General features: G+C 56.8%; 21 protein-coding genes and 1 tRNA gene. 10 read left to right on the top strand and 12 right to left on the bottom strand.

The features are described 5' to 3' along the window. The first annotated feature begins 133 nt into the window (after positions 1–133). A complete protein-coding gene (locus tag ACRZ9U_RS01895) occupies positions 134–652 on the top strand; it encodes an outer membrane protein (RefSeq protein ID WP_170405935.1) in 519 nt (172 codons plus the stop codon). 17 nt (positions 653–669) lie between these two features. Here the strand turns inward: ACRZ9U_RS01895 and ACRZ9U_RS01890 are convergent, their stop codons facing one another. Beyond that, positions 670–1845 (bottom strand): pyridoxal phosphate-dependent aminotransferase, encoded by a 1176-nt coding sequence (locus ACRZ9U_RS01890; protein ID WP_170405932.1) that lies wholly within the window; start codon positions 1843–1845, stop codon positions 670–672. A 57-nt stretch (positions 1846–1902) separates the two neighbouring features. Beyond that, a complete protein-coding gene (locus ACRZ9U_RS01885; protein WP_170405929.1) occupies positions 1903–2247 on the bottom strand; it encodes an MmcQ/YjbR family DNA-binding protein in 345 nt (114 codons plus the stop codon). Positions 2248–2465: 218 nt separating this feature from the next. Here ACRZ9U_RS01885 and cysS point away from each other — a divergent pair, with 218 nt between their 5' ends. The 3 genes from cysS to ACRZ9U_RS01870 are packed head-to-tail and all read left to right on the top strand — an operon-like array spanning position 2466 to position 6470. Beyond that, entirely contained in the window at positions 2466–4061 is a 1596-nt protein-coding gene (cysS, locus tag ACRZ9U_RS01880) for a cysteine--tRNA ligase (RefSeq protein ID WP_480453707.1), read from the top strand. Further along, positions 4058–5692 carry a citramalate synthase gene (gene cimA / locus ACRZ9U_RS01875; RefSeq protein WP_170405926.1) on the top strand — a complete coding sequence of 545 codons (1635 nt, stop codon included), beginning with the start codon at positions 4058–4060 and terminating at the stop codon, positions 5690–5692. Before cysS ends, cimA begins: the two co-directional genes overlap by 4 nt. 1 nt (position 5693) lies before the next feature. Beyond that, positions 5694–6470: a squalene/phytoene synthase family protein gene (locus tag ACRZ9U_RS01870; RefSeq protein ID WP_170405922.1), complete on the top strand. Its 777-nt coding sequence runs from the start codon at positions 5694–5696 to the stop codon at positions 6468–6470. 2 nt (positions 6471–6472) lie between these two features. Here ACRZ9U_RS01870 and ACRZ9U_RS01865 read toward each other — a convergent pair whose 3' ends face one another. Beyond that, a complete protein-coding gene (locus ACRZ9U_RS01865; protein ID WP_170405919.1) occupies positions 6473–7699 on the bottom strand; it encodes an MFS transporter in 1227 nt (408 codons plus the stop codon). A 98-nt stretch (positions 7700–7797) separates the two neighbouring features. Here ACRZ9U_RS01865 and ACRZ9U_RS01860 point away from each other — a divergent pair, with 98 nt between their 5' ends. From ACRZ9U_RS01860 to ACRZ9U_RS01850, 3 genes are read left to right on the top strand one after another with little or no spacing between them, the layout of a single operon-like run. Next, the gene (locus ACRZ9U_RS01860) at positions 7798–8430 is read left to right on the top strand and encodes a DNA-3-methyladenine glycosylase 2 family protein (protein ID WP_170405916.1); all 633 of its coding nucleotides are present in this window, start codon (positions 7798–7800) and stop codon (positions 8428–8430) included. Beyond that, positions 8427–9092: an alpha/beta fold hydrolase gene (locus ACRZ9U_RS01855; protein ID WP_170392997.1), complete on the top strand. Its 666-nt coding sequence runs from the start codon at positions 8427–8429 to the stop codon at positions 9090–9092. Before ACRZ9U_RS01860 ends, ACRZ9U_RS01855 begins: the two co-directional genes overlap by 4 nt. A 27-nt stretch (positions 9093–9119) precedes the next feature. Next, positions 9120–9422, top strand: coding sequence for a putative quinol monooxygenase (locus tag ACRZ9U_RS01850; RefSeq protein WP_170405913.1), 303 nt, complete (start codon positions 9120–9122; stop codon positions 9420–9422). A gap of 4 nt (positions 9423–9426) precedes the next feature. On the opposite strand, the gene ACRZ9U_RS01845 is transcribed toward ACRZ9U_RS01850, so the two are convergent. After that, the gene (locus ACRZ9U_RS01845) at positions 9427–9852 is read right to left on the bottom strand and encodes a VOC family protein (protein WP_170405910.1); all 426 of its coding nucleotides are present in this window, start codon (positions 9850–9852) and stop codon (positions 9427–9429) included. A gap of 31 nt (positions 9853–9883) precedes the next feature. Then, positions 9884–10489 carry an rRNA large subunit pseudouridine synthase E gene (locus ACRZ9U_RS01840; RefSeq protein WP_170405907.1) on the bottom strand — a complete coding sequence of 202 codons (606 nt, stop codon included), beginning with the start codon at positions 10487–10489 and terminating at the stop codon, positions 9884–9886. A gap of 211 nt (positions 10490–10700) precedes the next feature. Between ACRZ9U_RS01840 and ACRZ9U_RS01835 the strand changes: the two genes are divergently transcribed. Then, a complete protein-coding gene (locus ACRZ9U_RS01835; RefSeq protein ID WP_170405905.1) occupies positions 10701–11288 on the top strand; it encodes an HNH endonuclease in 588 nt (195 codons plus the stop codon). A 3-nt stretch (positions 11289–11291) separates the two neighbouring features. On the opposite strand, the gene ACRZ9U_RS01830 is transcribed toward ACRZ9U_RS01835, so the two are convergent. Then, entirely contained in the window at positions 11292–11756 is a 465-nt protein-coding gene (locus ACRZ9U_RS01830) for a disulfide bond formation protein B (RefSeq protein WP_170405901.1), read from the bottom strand. Further along, positions 11753–12331 (bottom strand): YqaA family protein, encoded by a 579-nt coding sequence (locus ACRZ9U_RS01825; protein ID WP_170405898.1) that lies wholly within the window; start codon positions 12329–12331, stop codon positions 11753–11755. The genes ACRZ9U_RS01830 and ACRZ9U_RS01825 overlap by 4 nt, the downstream gene beginning before the upstream one ends. Positions 12332–12476: 145 nt before the next feature. Here ACRZ9U_RS01825 and ACRZ9U_RS01820 point away from each other — a divergent pair. Further along, a tRNA-Leu gene (locus ACRZ9U_RS01820) sits at positions 12477–12562 on the top strand. Between the two features lie 417 nt (positions 12563–12979). Here the strand turns inward: ACRZ9U_RS01820 and ACRZ9U_RS01815 are convergent. From ACRZ9U_RS01815 to ACRZ9U_RS01800, 4 genes are all read right to left on the bottom strand, one after another. After that, positions 12980–13204 carry a hypothetical protein gene (locus ACRZ9U_RS01815; protein ID WP_170393004.1) on the bottom strand — a complete coding sequence of 75 codons (225 nt, stop codon included), beginning with the start codon at positions 13202–13204 and terminating at the stop codon, positions 12980–12982. Between the two features lie 615 nt (positions 13205–13819). Further along, a complete protein-coding gene (locus ACRZ9U_RS01810) occupies positions 13820–14854 on the bottom strand; it encodes a lipocalin-like domain-containing protein (RefSeq protein WP_170405895.1) in 1035 nt (344 codons plus the stop codon). Next, a complete protein-coding gene (locus ACRZ9U_RS01805) occupies positions 14844–17258 on the bottom strand; it encodes an FtsX-like permease family protein (RefSeq protein ID WP_170405892.1) in 2415 nt (804 codons plus the stop codon). The genes ACRZ9U_RS01810 and ACRZ9U_RS01805 overlap by 11 nt, the downstream gene beginning before the upstream one ends. Further along, positions 17255–17902, bottom strand: coding sequence for an ABC transporter ATP-binding protein (locus ACRZ9U_RS01800; protein WP_170405889.1), 648 nt, complete (start codon positions 17900–17902; stop codon positions 17255–17257). The genes ACRZ9U_RS01805 and ACRZ9U_RS01800 overlap by 4 nt, the downstream gene beginning before the upstream one ends. Here ACRZ9U_RS01800 and ACRZ9U_RS01795 point away from each other — a divergent pair. Continuing rightward, positions 17901–18503, top strand: coding sequence for a potassium channel family protein (locus ACRZ9U_RS01795; RefSeq protein ID WP_370644421.1), 603 nt, complete (start codon positions 17901–17903; stop codon positions 18501–18503). The two genes, ACRZ9U_RS01800 and ACRZ9U_RS01795, sit on opposite strands and share 2 nt — an antisense overlap. Here the strand turns inward: ACRZ9U_RS01795 and cls are convergent. Further along, entirely contained in the window at positions 18500–19912 is a 1413-nt protein-coding gene (gene cls / locus ACRZ9U_RS01790; protein WP_170405886.1) for a cardiolipin synthase, read from the bottom strand. The two genes, ACRZ9U_RS01795 and cls, sit on opposite strands and share 4 nt — an antisense overlap. Positions 19913–19925 lie beyond the last annotated feature (13 nt).

Raw genomic sequence — 19925 nt, 5'->3', positions numbered from 1 at the left:
GTAAGAATCTGTTAATCTGCACGTAGTTATTTGGATTTGTACCTTAGGTTTAAGTAAATACTGGGGTTGGCTGATCAGCAGATCGCTGCCTCGGGGATGCGCCCAAACCGGCAACGGATGTTTGGAGGTCTGCATGAAGTCATTACTGGCCGCACTCGCCGCAGCACTGATAACAGGTGCAGGGCAGGTTGTGGCAGAAGACTGGACAGGCGCGTACGCTGGTTTCAGCTTTGGTTATGCAGATGTTGATGGGTCCGGAGGGGCAGGCGGAAGCGGGGGCAGTTTTGGCCCGCTGATCGGATACGACTATGATTTTGGAAATTTCGTGCTTGGCGGTGAGTTGGAATATAACCGCCTGAATCTTGATCTGGGACAATCCGAAGGAAGCCTTGATAGTATGTCGCGATTGAAGTTGCGCGGCGGCTACGATTTTGGATCAGCCCTTGGCTATGTTGTCTTGGGAACCGCGCGGGCCAGTACGTCGGGTGACAGTGATACGGCTGCCGTTTACGGGATCGGTGTTGCCTATCCGCTTGGCGATCGGTTTGTAATCAGTGGCGAAGCGCTGCGGCAGAACTTCGATGATATACCGGAGTCTGGTCGAAGCCTCGACGCAAATGTGTTCAACTTGCGCACCACATTCCGCTTCTGAAACTCGGTGGTCGATTGTCATCCATCTGCCAATTGAGCGGCAAATTCGCATAGGGTCTGTAGCGATGTGACGAATTTCTCGTCATCGATTGTCATGGCCACGCGGATGTGACCTGCGGCGGCAGAACCAAAGCTCTCACCGGGCATCACAGCGATGGCATGCGTGTCCAGCAGCGCATTTGCGAACACATCGCCGCTAAGACCCGTAGCCCGGATATCCAGCATCAGATACATCGCGCCTTGCGCCGGTATTAAGGTGACGACCTGCTGCGCAGCCAGCACTTCAATCGCCAGAGCGCGGCGGCGGCGAAACGGCGCGGCGATTTTGTCTTCGAGAGGTTGTCCCACGCTCAGCGCATAGTTGGCCGCATCCTGTATAAAGCCGGGCACACCATAGGTTGTGTGTGTTGCCAAGTTGATCAGGTGGTCGATCACGCCCTCCGGAGCAACGATCCACCCACAACGCGAGCCAGTCATGGCATGAGATTTCGACATTGAACCCACGACCAGAGTGCGCTCAGCCATGCCGGGTAGGGCGCGCGGTGACAGGTGTTCACCCTCCCAAACTTGCGTGTCGTAGACCTCATCGGAAATCAGCCATAGATCGCGGCGCTGACAAACCTCGGCGATGGCAGAAAGTGTTTCGGCGGAATAGACCACACCAGTTGGATTGTTTGGGGAGTTTATCAGCAGCGACACCGCCCCGCCTGCCGCGCCATCGATATCGGAAGCACGAGGTTGGAACAAATCTTCGGCGCGTGTTTCTATGCGTTTGGCTTCCGCTCCAACGCCACGGATCGTGCCGGGGTAGGTGGCATAATACGGATCCAGGTAGAGCGCGATATCGCCCGGATCGCAAAGCGCGGTGTGCGCCGCAAACAACGCGGCCTGACCGCCGGGGGTTATGATGACATTGTTGCGAGTGGTCGCTACACCTGTTCGCATTTGGACACGGGCGGCCACAGTATCACGCAGCAGATCAGTGCCCGGAACCATCGCGTATCCTGTGTGCCCGCTGCGGGCCGAACTTTCCATGGCCGACAATATTGACTGATCGGTCCGAATGTCATGCTCGCCGATCGTCAACTCGGTAACGGCATGGCCTTCGGCAATCATCCGACGCGCGCGGATGAACACCTCCCAGCCGTCTGATCCACCCTCGGTCAGATGCGTAATGCGATGCGATAGTTTCAAGGGATTCTCCCGACCGGCTATGACGCCGAATGGGGCAAAGCACAGCAATTTTGTCAATCAGCTTCGCGGCGGCAAACTCGCCTGTATCTTCTTGGTCAGCGATGCACGGACGATATCGTATGAGGTGATCAGGCGATGTTGCATCTCGTCGGCGTCAGTTTCCCACGGCAGGCGAACCCAGCTGCGGTGAAAATACGGGGCCTTGGTGCCAATCCCTGCGTCGATCAGCATCTGCGCGGTCTCAATGTCGGGAGTCTTGACCGATACACCATCCCCGACCGAACCGACGCAGGCGAACATCTTGCCGCCAACTTTCCATGCGTCGTGGCCGCCACCCCAAGGGTCCGAAAGTTCGGCACCGGGCAGGTCTGCGCATACGGAATTGACGTAATCACGGGTCATGGTGGGCAGACTGCCTCTGTGGAGGTTGAAACTCAAGGCTTGGCTCAGCATCAATCCCGTGCTAGGCAAAGCGCATGAACCGGAAAACTCGCATCATTATCTGCTGCATTACCTGCTGATTTCTCAAGCGGGCCGGTCTCTTTCGTTTTCATCTCTGAGACAAGTTGCTAAGCCCGCGCCAACGCGTGACGTATATGCTGTTTCAGGAGCACGACCCGATGACGACGATCAAACTGCACAACACAAGGACACGGACGAAAGAGGATTTCGCGCCGATCGATCCCGATAATGTGCGGATGTATGTCTGTGGTCCGACGGTCTATGATCGGGCGCATCTGGGGAACGCACGGCCTGTGGTTGTGTTCGACGTGCTCTATCGTTTGTTGCGGCATGTATACGGTGCTGATCACGTGACCTATGTGCGCAATTTCACCGACGTGGATGACAAGATCAACGCCACCGCATTGTCGCGCAAGAAGGCTGGGGCTGACGGGTCTTTGGAACAGTTGGTGCAGGAACGTTCGGACGAAACCATCGGCTGGTATCTGCACGACATGGGCGCGCTGGGGGCGTTGGAACCCAACGCGATGCCGCGCGCCACAGAGTATATCGCGCAGATGATTGCGATGATCGAAGACCTGATGGCCAAGGGGCACGCTTATGCTGCCGAGGGTCACGTGTTGTTCGCGGTGGACAGCTGGAAGGAACACTATGGTGCGCTGTCGGGGCGGTCGGTTGATGACATGATCGCCGGGGCGCGGGTCGAGGTCGCGCCTTACAAGAAGAACCCGACGGATTTTGTGCTGTGGAAGCCGTCGACCGATGAGTTGCCCGGCTGGGACAGCCCATGGGGCCGGGGGCGTCCGGGGTGGCATATCGAATGCTCGGCCATGAGCTATGAATTGCTGGGCGAGAGCTTTGATATTCACGGTGGCGGCAACGATCTGATGTTCCCGCACCACGAGAACGAGATTGCTCAGAGCAAATGTGCCCACCCGCATGGCGAATTCGCGCGTGTCTGGATGCATAATGAGATGCTGCAGGTCGAGGGCAAGAAAATGTCCAAATCGCTGGGCAATTTCTTCACCGTTCATGATCTGCTTGAGCAGGGTGTGCCGGGTGAAGTGATCCGATTTGTGTTCCTGCAGACCCATTATCGCAAGCCGATGGACTGGACCGAGAAGAAGGCGCGCGAAGCCGAGGCAACATTGCGCAAGTGGCGGGCGTTGACAGCGGGCATCGAGCCCGCCGCCACCGCGGCACCAGCGGTCATCGATGCGCTTGCAGATGATTTGAATACGGCAGGAGCCATCGCGGAGTTGTTTAGCTTGGCCTCTTACGGCAAGGCGGAACAATTGCTTGCGAGCGCACAGTTGCTTGGTTTGTTAACGCCTGAGCTAGGTGGTTGGGCTTCAGTAACGAAATTCGAGACTGATTTAGATGACTTGATTAACATTTTGCTGGCTGCAAGATCACGAGCTCGGTCGGAAAAGAATTGGACAACAGCAGACTTAATTCGCGATTCGTTTAAGGCCGCTGGTGTTCGAGTAACGGATGGACCAAGCGGCCCTACGTGGTCACTGGAAAAAGATGAACTCGACTCCATTCCATATTTTCAGAGAGTTAGAGCTGCCTATGCCTCCGGAGATAAGGAAGAACTAGATATTGCTCTGGCAGAAGCAGAAAACGCCGGTGTCCATTTTTCCGTTTCGCAGTCGCTAGATATCGCGCCAGCCTGGCGTTCGAAGCCTAAGAAAGAATTTGTCCAAGCAACACTAACAGCTCTCAAATTAAAATTGGAGAGTTCTAGATGACCAAAGAACGCCTTTACCTCTATGACACCACGTTGCGCGACGGGCAGCAAACTCAGGGTGTGCAGTTCTCGACAGCCGAGAAGGTGCAGATCGCGCAGGCGTTGGATTCGCTGGGGATTGATTACATCGAAGGGGGTTGGCCCGGAGCGAACCCGACCGACAGTGCGTTTTTTGAAAGCGCGCCTGAGACGTCGGCCTGTATGACGGCGTTTGGAATGACCAAACGCTCGGGCCGGTCGGCTGAGAATGATGACGTTCTGGCGGCTGTAATGAACGCGGGAACACCAGCCGTTTGTCTGGTTGGGAAATCGCACGATTACCACGTGACCCACGCACTTGGTATCACGCTGGAGGAAAACACCGAGAACGTTCGCGCCTCGGTCGCGCATATCGTGGCGCAGGGGCGGGAGGCTCTGTTTGATGCCGAGCATTTTTTTGATGGCTACAAGGACAACCCGGAATATGCGGTTGAAGTCTGCCGCGCTGCGCTCGATGCAGGGGCAAGGTGGGTGGTTCTGTGTGACACCAATGGCGGAGCATTGCCGGCAGAGGTCGGGCGGATCGTATCCGAGGTGATTGCGGCCGGTCTGCCGGGGGATCGGCTGGGCATTCATACGCATAACGACACCGAGAACGCAGTGGCGTGCTCGCTGGCTGCAGTCGATGCGGGGGCGCGGCAGATTCAAGGTACGTTGAATGGGTTGGGAGAGCGCTGTGGCAATGCCAACCTGACCGCTTTGATCCCAACGCTGATGCTGAAAGAACCCTATGCCTCGCGCTATGAGATCGGAGTGAAGCCCGAGGCGCTGGCCGGGCTGACGCGCATCAGCCGGATGCTGGACGATATCCTAAACCGAGTGCCCAGCAAGCAGAGCGCCTATGTAGGCGCGTCGGCTTTTGCGCATAAGGCCGGGCTGCATGCCAGCGCGATCCTCAAGGACCCGACAACCTATGAGCATATCGATCCGGCAAGTGTTGGAAATGCGCGCATCATTCCGATGTCGAACCAGGCCGGGCAATCGAACCTGCGCAAACGTTTGACCGATGCGGGATTGGTCGTAGAAGCGGGCGATCCGGCGTTGGGACGTATCCTTGAGCGGATAAAACTGCGCGAGGCCGAGGGGTATTCCTACGACACCGCGCAGGCTAGTTTTGAGCTGCTGGCGCGGGATGAGCTGGGGCAATTGCCCGAATTCTTTGAGGTCAAGCGCTATAAGGTGACCGTTGAGCGCCGGAAGAACAAATACAACAAGATGGTCAGCCTGTCCGAGGCGGTTGTTGTTGTGAAAGTGGATGGTGAGAAGAAGCTGTCGGTCAGTGAGTCGTTGGACGAAAGCGGTAGTGATCGCGGTCCGGTGAACGCGCTCGCCAAAGCTCTGGCCAAGGATTTGGGGCAGTATTCGCAGATACTGTCGGATATGCGGCTGGTCGACTTCAAGGTGCGCATCACTCAGGGCGGGACCGAGGCGGTCACGCGCGTGATCATTGACAGCGAAGACGGGCAAGGGCGGCGCTGGTCTACGGTTGGGGTGAGCGCGAACATAATTGATGCCTCGTTCGAAGCGCTGCTGGATGCGATTCAGTGGAAACTGGTGAGCGATTGCGCCCCGCAGTCAGCGGCCGCCGAATAAGGTGGAGTTCGACGACGACATCAAGGCTTGTGCTGCGCTGGTTCATCGGGCCGATCCCGATCGCTTTATGGCTGCCATGGCCGCACCAGTTGAGGCACGGGCAGTTTTGTTCCCGGTTTATGCGCTGAACGTCGAGGTGGCCCGTGCCCCGTGGGTGACGCAAGAGAGCATGATCGCCGAGATGCGGCTGCAATGGTGGCGCGATGCCTTGCAAGAGATTGCCGAAGGTCCATCTGTTCGCCGGCACGAGGTTGTCACACCTGTGTCGCGCGTGATTTCTCCGCATCTGGCAGCGCTGCTGGATGAATATGTGGCCGTAAGGCGTTGGGATATCTATCGTGATCCGTTCGAGGATGAGGCGCATTTTGACGCCTATATTGCCCATAGCGCTGGAACATTAATGGTGGTGTCGGCGCAGGCTCTGGGTTCGGCGGATGAAACTGTTCTGCGTGATTTCGGATATGCAGCGGGGATCGCGAATTGGCTGCGCGCAATTCCCGAGCTTGAGGCACGTGGGCGCATTCCTTTGCTGGACGGAACCCATGACGGGGTTCGGGCGCTGGCGCAGAAGGCTTTGGACCGAATGGCGCAAGCGCGGTCCGCCCGCAACGAGGTCTCGGCACAAGCACGGCCTGCGCTCTATGCGGGGTGGCAGACGGAATGGGTGTTGCGGACTGCATTGGCCAGACCGGACCGGGTGGCCGCAGGTGCGTTGGCTCAGGGTGAAATCCGACGTCGGTTTACGCTGATGAAAACCGCAGCGACCGGTCGTTGGTAGGGTCAGGCCGTCTGGGGGTCTGAAGGTCTCAGAACCAACCATAGCAGTGCGCCACCTGCAAGGGTCAGCAGCGGGATCATGGCGAGGTTTACGGCCGTCCAACCCTCGACCGCTGAGCCGCCCGAGCAGTTCATCAATCCGCCAGAGGCAAGCGAGGCAAAGGTAACGCCGCCAAACACCAGCAAGTCATTCAGGCCCTGCATTCGCCCGCGTTCGTGCACTTCATGCGAGTCTGCCAACATGCTGGTGGCGCCAATGAAGCCAAAGTTCCATCCGATGCCAAGCAGGATTAGGGCGACGAAAAAGTTACCTAGATCAACACCTTGCAGGGCGACAATGCCTGCGCCGCCAAGGATTGCCAAACCGAGAGCTACGATCTTTTCGACCCCAACCCGCGCGATCAGGTGGCCGGTGAAGAAGCTGGGAATGTACATCGCCAGTACGTGGCTGGTGACGATATCCGCGGCATCACCTTCGGTATATCCGCACCCGACGACGGCCAAAGGTGTAGACGTCATTACAAGGTTCATCAGCGCGTAGGAAACCATTGCGCAGATGATCGCTACTGCGATGCGTGGAGTTTTCAGCAACTCCAGCCGTGTGCGACCTTTGGGTTCATCTTCGGTCGGTTTCGGCGGAGTAGGGATGTCGAGAAAGAAGAACAGGGCTGAGCCGATTACGTTGATCGCGATCACCGCCAGATAAGTGCCCAAAAACGGGACCACATACGCCTGCGAGGTCAGCTTGACGATCTGAGGGCCGATGATCGCCGCCGCAAGCCCTCCGGCCATGACGTATGAGATCGCCTTGGGCCGAAATGCATCAGAGGCGGTGTCTGCTGCTGCAAAGCGATAAAAGCCATGTGCGCTCATGTATATGCCGGTCAGGAAGCTGCCGATCAGGAAGATCGGGAACGAGCCGAGATAAAGGCCGTAAGCCCCGATAACGCCCCCTGCGGCACCTGCGGTTGATCCCACAAGAAACCCGGCACGGCGTCCCCAGCGTTGCATGATGGCCGAAATCGGCGTGGCCGCCAGCATTGAACCCAGAACGATCAGTGAAATCGGCAGCGTCGCAAGGCAAGCGTTGCTGGCCAGCGATTGGCCTGCCAGCCCGCCGACGATGAACATCATGGGCATCTGTGCACCCAGGATTGCCTGTGCTGCCACCAAAACGGCAACGTTGCGTTTGGCCTGACTATCGTCAGGGGTGGCAGCGATCATTGTCATGGGCGAATGGTTATCTACGATTGAGACTTGGCACAAGCGGGTTGCATATGCGGCACATCCGCCTAACGTGCGGACAAGGATCACTTATCGGAGAGCGCATGTCCGTCGGACGCATCATCGAAACACCGGACTGCGTTACCGAAGGGGCCGAGTGGTTGGCTGAGGCCTGCCCCCGGATGGCTTATGCGATGGAGCAAACCGGACCCCTGCCACTCAGGCGCAAGCCTGACGGGTTCGCCCAATTGCTCAGCGCGATTGTCAGTCAGCAGGTCAGCGTGGCCTCGGCAAACGCAATCTGGAAGAGGCTGCAGGACGCAAAACTGACCGGTCCGCGCAAGATTATGTGGGCCACTGATGATGATCTGCGCGCTGTGGGTCTCAGCCGTCAGAAAATTCGCTATGCCCGCGCCTTGGCTGAGGCGCGGATCGATTACAAAGCGTTGCGTGATGCGCCAGATGACGAAGTGGTCGCAATTCTGACCGAGGTACCGGGAATCGGTGTCTGGACCGCCGAGATTTATGCGATGTTTTCACTGGGTCGCGCCGATGTGATTGCACCAGGCGATCTGGCCTTACAGGAAGCTGCACGCATCCTCTATGAATTGCCAGAACGACCAAAAGACAAAGAGTTACACCAGATGGCTGAAGCATGGTCGCCGTGGCGATCGGTTGCGGCGCGGGTGCTGTGGGCCTATTACCGGGTTGCAAAAGACAGAGAAGGGATCAGATGACACGGGTTTTGAACGCGCTCAGGAAAGAGCCGGTTTCAGGCGACACACGCTCGGTCGTGGTGTTTGTGCATGGTTATGGTGCAAACGGAGCCGATCTTTTGGGGCTGGCTGATCCGTTAGGCGAGCATCTGCCGGATACGTTGTTTGTAGCTCCGGACGCGCCTGAACAGATCATCGGTATGCCCAACGGTTTCCAGTGGTTCCCGATCCCGTGGATTGATGGCTCATCCGAGGAGGAAGCCCGACGGGGTATGGAAATGGCAGTTGAGGATTTCAACGCGTTCCTTGATGCGCTGATGGTGGATGAGGATGTCCTGCCAGAGCAGGTAGTGCTGTTCGGTTTCAGCCAGGGCACGATGATGAGCTTACATGTAGCCCCGCGCCGCGAGGACCCAGTGGCGGGGATCGTAGCGTTCTCGGGACGTTTGCTGGAACCTGATTTGCTGCCGGACGAAACCGTAAGTCGCATGCCAATCCTGCTGGTGCATGGCGATGCTGATGACGTTGTACCGCCGCAATCGTTGCCAGAAGCAGCTGAGGCACTTCAGGCGGCCGGGTTCAAAGAGGTTTATGCCCATATAATGAAGGGCACCGGCCACGGGATTGCTCCGGATGGCTTGAGTGTTGCGCTGGCCTTCATGCGGGATAAGCTGAGCCTCTGACTTGCAGGGCGATCTAAGGAGAGCATGATGCTGATCGTGACAGGAGTGGTCGAAGTTTCAGATGCAGCGGTCGAGAAAGCCATTGATGCCGCGCAGGAAATGGTTGCGGAAACTCTGAAAGAACCCGGATGCCTGATCTATGAATTCAGTCAAATCCTGGGTCAGGCGACCCGCTTTCGGGTCTATGAGGAATGGCAGGATCAGGCCGCGCTTGAGGCCCATTTCGCGACCCCTCATATGGCTGCTTTTCAGGCGGCACTTGGTGAGGTCGGCGTTGTCTCTAGCGAAATCTACCGTGTGATCGGGGGCGAGAAGCAGCCGCTTCGCTGATCGATCACTCCCAAAGCCTTCCTTCCGAGAATTCGACCGAATTGCCTGCAGGGTCTCGTACATAGAGCGACCGGGCTCCGTTGGGCCAGTCGAACTCGGCATCGACAGGGATGTTCCAGTCCAAAAGATGTTTGCGCATCACAGTGATTTCATCTCGGGTTAGGACAAGGCAAACATGGCTGGGACCGCGCGCCCCATGCGGTGGGACCGGCAGATCGGGGTTTCCTGGCGGTTTCTCGGTTTCGCTGGCATTGAACAGCAATAGGACGGACCCGCCGATCCGATAGAACACATGGCGGTCGGTGACGCGCTGGATTTTCTCTAGCCCCAATATCTGACCATAGAAATCCTCGGCCGCATCTAGATCGTCGACATACAGCGCAGCTTCCAGGATGGCTGACGGGGCAGGGATATCCGGTGTGACCTTCATGCCCTAAGCCTATCACATCACGCAGTTTTTGTCACCGGCGCGGGCGGCGGTCCCGCTTGCGCGACGGTGCTGCGTCAACAGCTGGCATCGGCAGGCTTTCCCACTGACCGGGGTCAAGGCCGTCCAAAGACCAATCTCCAACACGGGCTCGGATCAGGCGCAGAGTTGGGTGCCCGACTGCGGCTGTCATCCGGCGAACCTGACGGTTGCGGCCCTCTTTAATCGTCAGTTCAACCCAACTGTCGGGCACCGTTTGGCGAACCCGGATCGGCGGGGTGCGTGGCCACAGCCATTCGGGTTCGTCAATCAGCCGCGCCTTGGCGAGGCGCGTCAAACCATCCTTAAGTTCAACACCTTCCCGCAACGCCTTTAGTGCCGCTGTATCGGGAACGCCTTCGACCTGAACCCAGTATGTCTTAGGCATCTTGTGCTTGGGGTCTGATATCTGCGCCTGCAATCGCCCATTATCAGTCAGCAGCATCAAACCCTCGCTATCCCGGTCCAAGCGTCCCGCAGGATAGACACCGGGCAGGTCGATGAATTCCGACAGCGTGCTACGGGGCGAGTCAGAATTGGCGCGGTCGGTGAACTGCGGCAATACATCGTAAGGTTTGTTGAAACGGATGAACCAGGACATGCCCCGCCATAGCTTGCAGACCACATTTGCGCAACCTGTGGATAAGTGTCACTTATCTGTTACGTATTCGGCCTAACCAATACCCGAGATGTTGTGTGAACTCGGCACTTGTCAGAGATTTAACACGATATATAGTTAACTTAAGGCCGGGGCGGGTGTTCCCCGCTCTGATGTCACAAACGGGCAGTACAGAGCGAGGAGCGATTCTGTTATGGACGGAGACTTCAGGACCGAATTTGTCAGGGAAACCGGTGCGCTCAAGCATCATCCGGCATTGGTTTTGAACGCCGATTACAGACCTCTTTCCTACTACCCGTTGTCTTTATGGCCGTGGCAGGAGGCGATCAAAGCTGCCTGGCTGGACAGGGTGGATATTGTTGCGGAATATGACGAGGTTGTCCGCAGTCCCAGTACCGAGATCCGAATACCCTCGGTCGTTGTCCTGAAAGACTATGTAAAACCCAGAAAGCGCGTGGCCTTCACGCGCTTTAATTTATTTTTGCGGGACGAATTCAAATGCCAGTACTGCGGCAGCCGTGAAAACCTGACCTTTGATCATGTTGTACCGCGCGCTGCGGGCGGGGTCACAAGTTGGCAGAATGTCGTTGCAGCGTGCAGCCCGTGCAATCTGCGCAAGGGCTCAAAATCCCTGCGACAGGCCAGAATGTCACTGAATAAACCGCCGCGTCAGCCGGATGCTGAGGCTTTGCGCAATATCGGTCGGAAGTTCCCCCCGAACCATCTGCACGAAAGCTGGATCGACTTCCTCTACTGGGATGCCGAACTGGATCAGCTATAAACCCTAGCGCGCGCGCCAAGCTGCTATCCAGATCAGGACCAGACCCGTCGAAATCAATCCATTCCAGCCCGCCATGGAAATCCCGAACATCTCCCACGGGATGTCATCGCAACGCACGAGCGGGGCGGACATGATCTGATCCATTAACTCTTCTGCACTCAGGCCGCCGATATTACCAGATGTGCAGGTCGATGGGCCTTCCCACCAGCCTTGCTCGACCCCAGCATGGTAAAACCCTATTCCCGCCGTTGTGGCCGCCGCCAGAGCGCCTAGTAGGGGCAGGGGGCGGACGCCCGGGAAGGCAAAGGCTAGAGCACCAAGAATCACTGCGACACCATGAGGATACCGCTGCCAGATGCACATTTTGCACGGCGCGAGCCCACCGATGTACTGAAAGCCCCAAGCCCCAAGTAGCAACGCGGCCGAGCCGGATGCGGCAACCAGAACCAGAAGTCTTTTGCGCGTCATAAGTATTTCACCACAAGAAAGCCGCCAAACAGCAGGATTGTGAATAAGGTAAACATCAAACCCAACCGTTTTTCGATGAAGTCACGGATTGGTTCCCCAAATTTCCACAGCAGCCCGGCCACAAGAAAGAAGCGCAAGGCGCGCGCCAGGATCGAGGTGGCTATGAACGTCCCAATCGGCATCCCGGTCCAGCCCGACATGATGGTGATGACCTTATATGGGAAAGGCGTCACACCAGCCGCCAGCACGGCCCAGAAGCCGAAATCATTGAAGCGGGTATTGAATTCTTCCATTGCGTGAGCTTTGCCCATGGCTTCCAGAACAGGCTGCCCAAGGCTTTCGTAAAAGAATGCCCCAATTGCATAACCCAATATCCCACCCAGCACCGAGGCAACCAAGGCGACCGTCGCGATCAGCCAGGCCCTCGACGGACGTGCAAGGATCATGGGAATCATCAAAACATCGGGTGGGATCGGAAAAAACGAACTTTCAACAAAAGCCACAACAGCCAGCGCCCAGAGCGAATGAGGATGTTCGGCCAGACGAATGGTCCAGTCATAAAGGGATCGCAACATGAAGAATAAGTATCCTGGTAACCGCTGCGGCAAGCCAAACCATGCACCCGACTGACCGTCAACCTCCTTCGATGAAACATTCAGAGCAGTGGTTGTTTTTTGCCTCTGGACCTTCTCTCGGTAGGGCGCTAATCCAGTGTTCGTGGCCCAAGTGGCGGAATGGTAGACGCAGGGGATTCAAAATCCCCCGGTAGTGATACCGTGCCGGTTCGAGTCCGGCCTTGGGTACCAAAGTAAAAACAGTGAGTTAGGGTTGCCGGCTCGCTGTTTTTTCTTTTGGGGGACATTTACTTTGAACTGTTTTGATTCATCAACGAGTTTGCTTTGAATGCACGAGTCATATCGCCATTTCTGGACAAGCCGTGGCTTCACAATTCTAGGTTTATGCAGATATTTCACACTTCCATAACATTTTCTGGACGGTCGGTTTCGTTATTCAGAATGGGTGCTAATCACGCGCGTTCCAGCGCTCGATCCCGCCAGTGCGATATTGGTTGAGGCAACGCGCCATTGCCCACTAAATCGCGGAACTCTGAAGTAGTCACATCCAGCAATTCTTAATAGTTCTGATGCCCAGTCGCGCGAGATGGCGGCTTTGTAATTGACCTGTGGGTGGGACCCGCTGCTTAGAACGCAGCGGGCAGAGCGTTAGCTACACTTTTGCTCGTAGTAGGCATCAAGTAATTCAATGATCCACTTGATGATAAATTTGGTTGCACCGTTCGCCTTTTCTTTGATCTTTTCCAGAACCACTCGTACCACAGGCCACGCATCGCAAAAATCGATACCTTTTACCTGTTCTGGTTGCCCTAGATCGAGTGAGTTCAAATAGGCTTCGATCTCTTCGCGGCTCACTTCAACGCCATTAGCCATTTTCAATTCCTTTCAAATAAGTGTGTGTAACAGGCAACGCCCGAATTCGATTAGTTAAAAATAGTTTTGTTGAAACGGGCGAAATTGCCGTGTTTTGAACACTAGTGGATTTGATCGAATTTTTCAATTTTCCGCACAACCGCATGAGCGAAATGGAAAAATGTTTGGCTTGCGCCTCGCTCAGACCAGACAGCTATTGCAAGTCTTCTGCCTATTCCTTGCGTGTTTTGTTAACGTGTTATGACATAGCGATTTTTCTGATTCCCTCGCCTCCCATCGATTAAAAATATGTGCAATCCTGACCGGGTGTTTATCGCACTCAGGATAGCAGAGTATGTTATAATACGACGAGGTTCAGTGTCGTGAAACTGATCTTCAGCTCCGACATCAAATACCAGCAACGTCCTGCAAACAGCTCGGGAATATCACTATGATGTGTGGGACGGCTCGGCGTGTTGTTTCTTGTGTTTCTGAATATGACCAGAAGTGGGAACTGGATTTCTACATGGTCTCGAATTTGAATAAGTGGGCGCTGGGTATTGCATGACCCTGAACAGCAAGCTCTGACCCCGTTTGGGGACATCCGCTAGCTTGAAAGAACACGAAATTTCAACTTCAATACCCCGTCATCTCAAGATATCCGCGCCCTGTGTGGCTGCCTGTGATGGTGATTGGGCCTTCCCAGTATTCGAACCGGGTTCCCATCCAGGCTTTCGGGCTTATGGCATCGACTTCAACATCGATCCCGCGATCCGGCAACGACACCTGCCATTTGATCGGAACGTCACGTTGTGCCACGCGGGCGGTTTCAAGGGGTTCTAGCAGGACTGAGCCGTCAGGTAGGGTGGTCGTTTGCCCATCGGCCTCAATCCACGTAGCCGCCGTGAAATCCCCTCGATCCCCGCGTAGGCGGAAGGCCATCAGCTTGTCACCGTCGTCAAAGCTGAGCGAGAACCAGTCCCAGCCGCTTTGATCTTCGGCCAAGGGTTGCGAAGACCATTCGCGATCCAGCCAACCCTGGCCGGCGACTTCGACATCTTCGTTGGGCAGGTGGAGCGTGCCCTCGACCGAGTAGAAGGGTTGTGAATAGTAATAGCTGGCCTGACCATCGGCGGATTTCACCGAATACCCCTCGGCCCCGTGAAACACCAATGGGCCTTGGGCCTTCAGAGTCAGATCATATCCAAAGTTTGATCCGTTTGCTGTCAGGCTCAGGGTTTCCAAATCATCGCCGCGCATGTGCCATTCATCGATCCATGCCTCAAACGGTTGGGCCGTAACGCCAGCCTGTCCAACACCGCCGCGAGAGAGTCGTTCGGCGAAATAGTGTGTTTCTGGCGTTGTGAGCGCGGCATGGCCCATCCAGATCTGTGGGTTTTGCCAGCCGTCAGCCTCGGACGGTTTCAGGGCCGATCGGAACAGGGTCCATTGTATGCCATAGTCGCGACCCTCTGCGTCTTTGAGGTTTGCCGTCAGATACCACCATTCAATCCGATAATCCGGATGGGCGCCGTGATCTTGTGGAAACTGAAAGCTGTAGCCCGGTTCAGGACGCGTAAAGCCATCCGCATTGCCGCCCAAACCGGCATAACCCTGCGCCCAACCGGTAATTGGAAGGAGGATGAACAGAATGAAGGCTTTAAGTTTCATTGGCAAAAACCCTCAATAGCGCAGCAGGTGGCAGGCGGAGCAGTCGTAATGCGGGTAGGGCCGCTGCGAGCACGGCGGCAACCAAAGTCAGCAGGAATAAGCTCAGCCAATCAGTTGGGAACAAATACATGGGCAAGCGCCATCCGAAGGCCTGCACGTTGATCACGGCCAGCAGCACCCATGCCAAGACAAGGCCTAATGGAAGGGCAAGACAAGCGGTCATCACCGCAAGCAGGACACTGCGCAGAAGCTCTAGCTTGGCCAGTTGCGCGCGCGTTAGACCCAGCGCCCAGACCGGTGCGACCTGAGGCAGGCGCTGGGTCCACAATGTCAGTAAACTGGTGAGTATCGCGAACCCCGCAACGCCCAGTGTCAGGACATTCAGCGCTGAGGTGACGACGAAAGTTTTTTCAAAAACAGCCATCGATTGCGCTTTCATAGCGGCCTGCTGCACAACTGCCGATGGAGGCAGGTCAAATTGGTCACGCAACGCCTGTGCCAGCTCCGAGGCCTGATCCGGTATGATGCGGATGCCGAAGCGGCGTGTATCCGTATCCGGGGCAATCTGATCTAGCATCGGCATAGCGACGATGGCCTGACCTGTCGGGTTCCCGTAATCGGAATAGACACCTGCAATCGGCAAGCTGTGCTCGGGTGTGATCGAGATGGTATCTCCAGGCCATAGATCCGCGCGTCGTGCGAGTTGCTCGTTGATGAGTACGGCGCCGCGATACAGGACGTTGTCCCAGACGTCAGGACCCTTGGCGATCAGTGGCCAGTTGTTGCGATAGCTATCGTGATCAACAATCCCGTACAGAAACAACGGCCCGGTCTCGTGCGGCAATTCGGTGCTGCGAATGGGTAGGACAGCTGACGCCCTTGGGTCGAGCCAATCGATAAGGGCTGCGCCTTGTGCATTGTCGGCTGCGGTCACGTAAAGTTCGGAGGTCAACCGTTGATCGAGCCAGCCAGTAAAGGTGAGGCGGAAGCTTGAAACCATTGTGCCGACGCCGATATTCGCGGCGAGCGCCAGCAGCAAGGCCATCAGCGCAAGTGACAGACCGGGCAATTGCGCCCGCATGTCCGCGAGCACCCATTGACCAACAGGCGTGCGGGCCCGGCGCAGGCACAAGGTCAATATCCCTGACAGTGCGAGCGGCAGCAACAAGGCCGCTCCGGTCAGCATCCCGGCAAGCAAGGCAAATCCTGCGATAAGTCCGCCGATTGTGAAATATGCGATAAAGCCCACTGCTAGCAAGGCTAGGCCACATGCGCCTGTAATCTGGGCCGAGGCTTTACTGCCACGCCAAGCTTGTAAGCCCGGCCCTGCGAGGATGGGCATGCGCGAAAGTCGCCAAAGAGCGTGGCCACTGGCCGCCAACGTGCCGCCTGTTGCCATCGCAAGACCTGCGGCGACCCATTGGGGGCGTAATGACATCTGCCCGTCGATTGTTGCCCCGTAGAGGCCGCGCAACGTGGCGGCGACATCAGGCAACAAGGCTCCAGCCAGAAAATACCCCAGGATTAACCCGAACAGGCCACCGATCAGGGCCAAGAGAAGCAATTCACCCAGAACGATCCAGATCAGGCCCCGCATGGGAAGGCCCAACGCCCTTAATGTACGGATAGTGCCACGCCTCTGCGCGAAGGCGAGGCCGACCGTTCCGTGAACGATGAACAGGCCGACGGCGAAAGACAGCAAGCCGAAAGCTGAGAGGTTCAGGTGAAAGCTGTCGGTAAGCTGCGCGGTATCCAACTGGGCCGAGGGGCTAATGCGTTGAAGTTCAGGCGCAAGTTCTGACAGAGACGGGACACCACGGGGCTGATTGGGCAAGATCACCAGACGGGAAATCTGACCGGGACGGTTCAGAAGACGCTCGGCCACTCCAATATCGGTGAGCACCAGATCAGGTGGCAGCGCGGTGCTGGAAAGCACCGGTGGGAAGTCGTCACTAGATTGAAACAGCGGGGTCAGGGCGGGTGACATCAGCAGCCGCCCCGGAGCTGTCAGCATATCAGCCGGGTCGGGGGCATCCGCGCCTTGCTCGATCTGGGTGATCGCGGGCAGGACAGGGTAGGCCACCAAATCCACCCCCATCAGACGTACGGAACGGCCCTTGATGCGAAGCGTGCCTTCTAAGACGGCCGCCACTTGCCAACCTGCGCGCCTGAGCTCGGCGTAGCGGGAAAGAGGGATCGTGGAACCGGAGGCGCGCAGTTCGTCGAATTGTCCGATGGCAAGCTGGGTGCTGGCGCGTTCATAGCTCGCGCGCGCTTCGGCATTGATGGCTTGCACGGCCGACCACAGACAAGTTGCCAGCGCGATACCCGTCAGAAGCGTCATCAATTGCAATGGGTGCATCCGCCAATGGGACACCAGCGCCAGGACCGCAGCGCGTGTCATGCGATATGCCCGCCCGTCAGGTGGGCACGCCGGTCGAGACGGCTGGCGATGTCATTCGAGTGGGTGACCAGCAGGAGCGCAGCGCCGGTATCGGCAACCAATGAAAGCATCAGGTCCAGCACCACCGCACTTGCTGTTTCGTCCAGATTGCCCGTCGGCTCATCCGCTAGCAGCAATCGTGGTTGGATCGCCATGGCGCGTCCGATGGCAACCCGCTGCTGCTGTCCGCCCGAAAGGTTCTCGGGGTAGCGGTCTTGCAGTTCTCTCAGGCCAAGGCGCTCGGTCAGGTGGACAACCCAATCCGGGTCGTTCCGACCCGCAAGTCGCGCATGGATCGAGAGGTTCTGGGCAACGGTCAGCGACGGGATCAGGTTGAACTGCTGAAAGACCAGAGACAGGGTGCCGCGACGCAATTCGGCGCGTTCCGCATCATTCAGGGCCGACATGGCGCGCCCGTCCAGAGTAATCTCTCCGCCATCAAACCCATCCAGCGCCGCCACCAGATGCAATAATGTGCTTTTGCCACTGCCACTTTCTCCGGTCAGCGCCAAGGTCTGTCCCTGTTCCAGCGTCAATGAAACATCAGTCAGGACAGGTCGCCCACCGGGATAGGATTTTCGAACGTGATCAATTGATAGCAACATGCAAACTCTCATCTGGTCTCGTCACAATGTGCAACGCGGCGCGCCAGTGTCCAGAGCCGAGATCGGTTCTATTCGCCGCAGCCTTACGCATCGCATGGGGTTGTCGGCAACGCGCGAAACCCCCATGCTTGCACAGTTTTCAGCGATCAGAACAAAGGCCGTTTACATGACATTGTCGCAACAAATCATTTGGGGCAGCTTCTATCTGGGTATTTGTTTTCTGATCGAAATCATGCTGCTGACATGGTGCGTTCTGGTCATCCGAAAACTGGTTGCGAAATGGGAGACGCGCAGCACTATCCTCGCAACCGCAGGCCCGATCAGCGTGGCGCTGGTGTTTATCGTGCTGACCCATACGGTTCAGGTCTGGATCTGGGCGATTGTCTGGGTGTGGGGTGATGTGCTGCCGGATTGGAATTCGGCCCTCTATTTCTCATTGGTGACGTTCACAACGCTGGGTTACGGCGACATCGTCTTGGGCGAAGGGCTGCGCATCTTCGGAGCATTTGCATCGGTCACGGGCCTACTGGCCTTTGGGCTGTCGACCGCGTTCCTGGTGGCCCTCATGACGCGGGTGTTTGAAGAACGGTTCCTGAACTAGAGGATCGGTGCAAACAACCGAGCAAGCGGCGCACCAAAACGGATGTGGAACGGTTGCTGGGGCAAATTGCGGGTCAATTCGTAACTTGCTTCAAAATCGGTTTCCAGCATCGCAGCCACTGCGTTTGCTGCGCGACGATCAAAGAACAGGGCCATCGCCTCAAAGTTCAGACGGAAAGATCGGTTGTCCAGATTGGTGGTGCCAACGGCGGCCAAGGTATCGTCTACAACAAACGCTTTTTGATGCATGAAGCCGTCGGTATAGCGAAACACCCGGGCGCCACAGTCTCGGATTTCGTCGAAATAGGCAAAAGCGGCCAGCCAGGGCAGACGATGGTCGATGACATCCGGCACGAGTATTCGTACATCCACACCACGCAACGCCGCGTGCTGTAGCGCGGTCATGATGTCGATGTCGGGCACAAAATAGGGCGAGGCGATCCAAAGCCGTTCTTTCGCCTCAGAAATGGCCGCAAAGAACATCATTGCGCCGGTTTCTGTTTCGTCGCCCGGGCCCGTTGCCACCAGCAGCGCATTCATGTCCTGATCAGATTCATTTCCAGCCCAATCGAGTTGGTCGATCAGATCTTCGTTGCGCGCCCAGTGCCAATCCTCGGTAAAAATCAATTGCAGTTGCCGTACAACGTGGCCGGTCATCTTGATATGCGTGTCCCGCCAGCGACCGAACCGAGGGCTTTGCCCCAAGTATTCAACGCCGATGTTGTGACCACCGATAAAGCCGACATTGCCGTCCACGATCACAGTTTTTCGGTGGTTGCGATAGTTCAGTTGAAACCGGAAATTGGGCCCGCGTTGTTCGCGGGGATCTGCAACATCCACACCGGCCTGGCGCAGCGTCTCAAAATAGCTGGACGGCAAGCCATAGCTACCCACTGCATCGGTCATGAACCGAACATGTACGCCACGCTTGACCGCGGCGATCAGCCGGTCCCGCACCCTTCGCCCAAGATCATCATCCCGGACGATGTAGAACTGGATCAGAACGTAATTCTCGGCCTTATCTATGGCGTCGAGAATGGCATCAAACGTAGCTTTGCCGTCGATCAGCAGCTCGGCTCCATTCCCACGTGAGACGGGCAAATGGGCCAGCGCTTCAAACGCGCGAGGATTGACTCGCATCGTCTGAGGGTCGGGTTTCGAGAAATCGGCAAAGGTCTTGATCCCTTCGACGACGCGCTCACTTTCTTGCCGAGCGATCCGGTATCCTCTGAACCGATGGTGACCGAGGAATAGATACAGCGGCACGCCAAACATCGGGGCCGACAGCAGGAACACAACCCAGCCAACCGCTCCTTGTGGTGTGCGTGCAGTCTGCGCAGCGCGAACTGCAAAGACGACCGCTACGCAATAGAGTGAAAACAGAAAAAACGAGACGAGTAATGTCCACATCGGGGCGCAGCGA

The sequence above is a fragment of the Ruegeria sp. D7 genome (genome assembly GCF_056534355.1).
This window is presented reverse-complemented; position numbering and strand designations above follow the sequence as displayed.